The sequence below is a fragment of the Pseudomonas koreensis genome (genome assembly GCF_025447595.1).
Classification (GTDB): domain Bacteria; phylum Pseudomonadota; class Gammaproteobacteria; order Pseudomonadales; family Pseudomonadaceae; genus Aquipseudomonas; species Aquipseudomonas koreensis_H.
The window spans coordinates 1-290 of the sequence record NZ_JAOEJU010000055.1 but is presented as its reverse complement, the minus strand read 5'-3'; the positions used below and the strand labels follow the sequence as shown (position 1 = coordinate 290).

The following is a 290-nucleotide window of genomic DNA, read 5'->3' as shown; positions in this document are numbered from 1 at the left end:
CCGGTCAGGGTCAGGTTTTCAACGTTGGCGCTCAGGGTATGGGTCACCGAGGCGATAACGGTATCGACGCCGGCGTTGGCACCTTCAACAACGTAGTCACCGACGTTATCGACGTAGTAGGTGTCGTTGCCCAGGCCACCGGCCATGCCATCGGCACCCAGGCCGCCGTCGAGCACGTTGTTGCCGTCGTTGCCGATGAGGGTGTTGTTCAGGCTGTTGCCGGTGCCGTTGAGCGCCGAACCGAGCAGCGTCAGGTTCTCGAGGTTGGTGCCCAGGGTGTAATCGATCGA

At 61.7% G+C, this 290-nt stretch carries 1 pseudogene; it reads right to left on the bottom strand.

Features of this window, described 5'->3' with window-relative positions:
• Nucleotides 1-290, bottom strand: a pseudogene (locus tag N8H71_RS28725) (putative Ig domain-containing protein); the annotation flags it as partial.